General features: G+C 75.7%; 3 protein-coding genes. 1 reads left to right on the forward strand and 2 read right to left on the reverse strand.

Translation table 11 applies throughout. The annotated features are described in order from the left end of the window. The coding region (locus GFJ45_RS15625; RefSeq protein ID WP_153398898.1) for an FAD-dependent oxidoreductase at positions 1-1187 on the reverse strand (1187 nt) is incomplete at its 3' end. A 139-nt stretch (positions 1188-1326) separates the two neighbouring features. Here GFJ45_RS15625 and GFJ45_RS15630 point away from each other — a divergent pair. Continuing rightward, entirely contained in the window at positions 1327-3351 is a 2025-nt protein-coding gene (locus tag GFJ45_RS15630) for a M13 family metallopeptidase (RefSeq protein WP_153398901.1), read from the forward strand. An 18-nt stretch (positions 3352-3369) separates the two neighbouring features. Here the strand turns inward: GFJ45_RS15630 and GFJ45_RS16555 are convergent. After that, on the reverse strand, positions 3370-3574 hold a 205-nt coding region (locus GFJ45_RS16555; RefSeq protein WP_194288725.1), incomplete at its 5' end, for a WYL domain-containing protein.

Raw genomic sequence — 3574 nt, forward strand, 5'->3', positions numbered from 1 at the left:
CATGACGTCGTCCTTGAACGCACGCACGGTGCGGTCGTCGCGCTCCACGACCGGGTAGTCGCTGGGTGTGACCGCCGTTGCCGGTACGGCCGGGTGGCGGCGGCCGCCCCCTCGCCGAGCTGGCGGGCCACCGCCCGCGCGACCATCCGGCCGGCCCGGGTGGCGCCGATGGTCGAGGCGGAGGGCCCGTACCCGACCAGGTGCACCCGGCCGTCGGCCGCGGCGGTGGTGAAGGTGTGCCGGTCGAAGGGCGCCACCAGCTGGACCCCGCCCTCGGGGGAGCGCAGCCGCAGCGGCGCCAGGTGACCGAGCGCAGGACGGAAGCCGGTCGCCCAGAGGATGACGTCCGCCGGCTCGACCGTCCCGTCGGCCCACCGCACCCCGTGCGGCTCGATCCGCTCGAACATCGGCCGGCGGCGGTAGGCCCCCAGCCGCGCGGCCTCCTGCTCCTGCGGGCGCAGCAGCAGCCCGGTCACCGACACCACGCTCTGCGGCGGCAGTCCCCGCGCGACCCGGTCCTCGACGAGGGCCACCGCGTCCCGGCCGGCCCGCTCGTCGAACGGGCCCTCGCGCCAGACCGGCTCGCGCCGCGTCACCCAGGTCGTGGCGGCCGCGACCGGCGCGACCTCGCCGAGGATCTGCACCGCCGAGAGCCCGCCGCCGACGACGACGACGCGGTGGCCGGCCAGCTGCTGCGGACCGGCGTAGTCGGCGGTGTGCAGCTGCCGGCCGCGGAAGGACTCCATCCCGGGGTAGTGCGGCAGGAACGGCCGCTCCCAGGTCCCGGTCGCGTTGACCAGAGACCGGGTGAGCAGGCTGCCCCGGTCGGTGTCGACCTGCAGCGGGCCGTCGGGGTCGTCGTCCAGCGGCCGCACCGCGGTGACGCGGACCGGCCGCCGCACCGGTAGCCGGTGGCGCGCCTCGTAGTCGGTGAAGTAGGCCGGCACCACGACGTTGGCCCGCTCGGCCGGGTCGTGGCCGGGCACCGGTGCCCCCGGCAGGTCGGCCACGCCGTGCACGTCGTGCATGGTGAGGGAGTCCCAGCGGTGCTGCCAGGCGCCCCCGGGCGCCTCGTTGGCGTCCAGCACGGCGACGTCACCGTCGCCGAACCCCAGCCGCCGCAGGTGGTAGGCGGCCGCGAGCCCGGCCTGGCCGGCCCCGATCACCACCACGTCGCGTCGCTCCACGGGCGGTGGAACGCCGGTCGTGGCCGGCCTGTTCCGGTGCCCGCCCCGCTCGGCTCGCCCGGCTGCCCGGTAGCGGCGGGCACGGCCTATACCGTGGCCCCGAAAAGCACCATCGCGCGACAGAGACGAGGACGTCAGCATGTCCAGCACCAGCAGTGCCTCCCGCGCCGCCGCCGGCACCGACCACGGCCAGGGCGACGCGGGGATCGACCGCGACCACATCGACCCGGCCACCCGGCCGCAGGACGACCTGTTCGGCCACGTCAACGGACGGTGGCTGCAGACGGCGGAGATCCCGGCGGACCGGGGCCGCTACGGGGCGTTCGATCTGCTGCGCGAGCAGGCCGAGGCCGACGTCCGGGCGCTCATCGAGGAGGCCGCCGCCGCGCACCCGGACCCGACCACGGCCGAGGGCAAGGTGGGGGCGCTGTACGCGAGCTTCATGGACACCGCGCGGGTCGCCGAGCTGGGCACCGCCCCGTTGGACGACGACCTGGCCCGGCTGGCCGCGGTCGCTGACGCCTCGGACGTGGTGCGCGAGTCGGCCCGGCTGCAGCGGCACGGGCTCTCCGGCCTGCTGGACGGGTTCGTGACCGCCGACGCCGGCGACCCCGAGGTGGCGATCGCCTACCTGCACCAGGGAGGCATCGGGCTGCCGGACGAGGACTACTACCACGCCGCGCAGCACGCCGAGGTCCGCGAGGCCTACCGCCGCTACCTGCAGCGGCTGCTGGAGCTGGCCGCGCCAGCGCTGGAACGCGCCGGGATCGACCTCGCCGAGGACCCGGTCGGCCGGGTGCTCGCGCTGGAGACCCGGATCGCCGACGCGCACTGGGACCGGGTGGCGGCCCGTGACGCGGTCGCCTCCTACACCCGGATGTCGGCCGAGGAGCTGGCCGGCATCAGCGAGGGGTGGGACTGGGCCGCCTGGCGCGAGGGGATGGGCGGCCCGGCGGGCGCCTTCGACCAGCTGGTGGTGCGGCAGCCCGACGTCGTCACCGCGATCGCCACCGCGCTGCGCGAGGTGCCGGTCGGGGACTGGCGGGCCTGGCTGGTCGTCCGGCTGCTGGACGGGACCGCGCCCTACCTCCCGGACGAGTACGTCGAGGCCCACTTCGACTTCCACGGGCGCACGCTGTCCGGTACCCCACAGCTGCGGGAGCGGTGGAAGCGCGGCGTCTCCCTCGTCGAGGGGCTGCTGGGGGAGGCCGCCGGGCAGCTCTACGTCGAGCGCCACTACCCGCCCGAGGCCCGGGAGCGGATGGCCGCCCTGGTGGCCAACGTCATCGAGGCGTTCCGCCACCGGATCGGCGAGCTGGAGTGGATGGGCCCGCAGACCCGGGAGCGGGCGCTGGAGAAGCTGGCCGCGTTCCGCCCGAAGATCGGGCACCCGACCCGGTGGAAGGACTACAGCGCCTTCGAGGTGCGCCCGGACGACCTGCTGGGCAACGTGCGCCGGGGCTCGGCCGTGGAGACCGACCGGGAGCTGGCCAAGGCGGGCCGGCCGGTCGACCGGGAGGAGTGGCTGATGACGCCGCAGACCGTCAACGCCTACTACCACCCGATGCTCAACGAGATCGTCTTCCCGGCCGCCATCCTGCAGCCGCCGTTCTTCTCCGTCGACGCCGACGACGCCGTCAACTACGGCGGGATCGGCGCCGTCATCGCCCACGAGATCGGGCACGGCTTCGATGACCAGGGCAGCCGCTACGCCGGTGACGGGTCGCTGACCGACTGGTGGACCGAGGCGGACCGGGAGGCGTTCGACGAGCGGGCGGCCCGGCTGATCGCCCAGTTCGACGAGCTCTCCCCGCGGGAGGTGCCCGACCAGCAGGTCAACGGCGGGCTGACCGTCGGGGAGAACATCGGCGACCTGTGCGGGCTGGAGCTGGCGCTGTCGGCCTACCGGATCGCTGGTGGCGACGAGGCGCCGCAGCTCGGCGGCTGGACCGGGATCCAGCGGTTCTTCCTCGGCTGGGCGCAGGTGTGGCGCAGCACGGCCCGGCAGGAGGAGGCGCGGCGCCTGCTCGCGATCGACCCGCACGCACCCGCCGACCTGCGCGCCAACACCGTCCGCAACGTCGACGCCTACCACGACGCGTTCGGGACCGCCGTGGGCGACGGGCTGTGGCTCGCGCCGCAGCAGCGGGTGCGGATCTTCTGAGGCGGCGGCCGCCGATGGCTACTCGGCGGGGCGGGCCCCGCTGATCCGGTGCAGCAGGAACGTGCGCGCCGCGTCCTGCTCGGCGACGGTGGCCCGCAGCCGGCCGCCCTCGACGCGTAGCGGCCGCACCAGCAGCGGCCGCACGCCGCCGGCGTCGTCGGCGTAGCCGATCCACACCGGGTGCCCGTCCGCGGCGGCCTCGCGCAGCACGCCCGCGGTGACG

The sequence above is a fragment of the Ornithinicoccus halotolerans genome (assembly GCF_009602535.1).
Taxonomy (GTDB): domain Bacteria; phylum Actinomycetota; class Actinomycetes; order Actinomycetales; family Dermatophilaceae; genus Ornithinicoccus; species Ornithinicoccus halotolerans.

Bases quoted from the DNA above. Each gene is read 5' to 3' on its own strand.
- GFJ45_RS15630 (WP_153398901.1), top strand. From the start codon at position 1,327: ATGTCCAGCACCAGCAGTGCCTCCCGCGCCGCCGCCGGCACCGACCAC.